Source organism: Pedobacter sp. V48 (assembly GCF_000523515.1).
In the GTDB taxonomy this organism is placed as follows: Bacteria; Bacteroidota; Bacteroidia; order Sphingobacteriales; family Sphingobacteriaceae; genus Pedobacter.
The window spans coordinates 1-1,021 of sequence record NZ_AWRU01000021.1; the positions used below are offsets into that span (position 1 = coordinate 1).

Sequence of the window (1,021 nt, forward strand, 5' to 3'; positions counted from 1 at the left end):
TCCAGTTGCACCCTGAATACCTTGAATACCCTGATCGCCTTTATCACCTTTCAAGCCATCAGCTCCGGCAGCTCCTGTTGCACCAGCAGGACCTTGAGGACCTACTGAACCCGTTTCTCCCTGAATACCCTGATCGCCCTTATCGCCTTTTAATCCATCAGCTCCAGTTGCACCCTGAATACCTTGATCACCTTTATCGCCTTTCAAGCCATCAGCTCCAGTTGCACCCTGAATACCTTGAATACCCTGATCGCCTTTATCACCTTTCAAGCCATCAGCTCCAGTTGCTCCCTGAATACCTTGAATACCCTGATCGCCCTTATCGCCTTTTAATCCATCAGCTCCGGCAGAACCTTGAATACCTTGATCACCTTTATCGCCTTTTAAGCCATCAGCTCCTGTTGCACCCTGAATACCTTGAATACCCTGATCGCCTTTATCACCTTTTAAGCCATCAGCTCCAGCAGAACCTTGAATACCTTGAATACCCTGATCGCCTTTATCACCTTTCAAGCCATCAGCTCCCGCAGCTCCTGTTGCACCAGCAGGACCTTGAGGACCTACTGAACCCGTTTCTCCTTGAATACCCTGATCGCCCTGATCGCCTTTATCACCTTTCAAGCCATCAGCTCCAGTTGCTCCCTGAATACCTTGAATACCCTGATCGCCCTTATCGCCTTTTAATCCATCAGCTCCGGCAGGACCTTGAATACCTTGATCACCTTTATCGCCTTTTAAGCCATCAGCTCCAGCAGGACCTTGAATACCTTGGTCACCTTTATCGCCTTTTAAGCCATCAGCTCCGGCAGGACCTTGAATACCCTGATCGCCCTTATCACCTTTTAATCCATCAGCTCCAGTTGCACCCTGAATACCTTGAATACCCTGATCGCCTTTATCACCTTTCAAGCCATCAGCTCCGGCAGCTCCTGTTGCACCAGCAGGACCTTGAATACCCTGGTCACCTTTATCGCCTTTATCACCTTTCAATCCATCAGCTCCAGCAGCTCCTGTTGCACCG

1 pseudogene is annotated in these 1,021 nt (G+C 49.7%); it reads right to left on the reverse strand.

Going from position 1 to position 1,021, the window contains the following annotated elements:
* Window positions 1-1,021 (reverse strand): annotated as a pseudogene (locus N824_RS17345) (collagen-like protein); the annotation flags it as partial.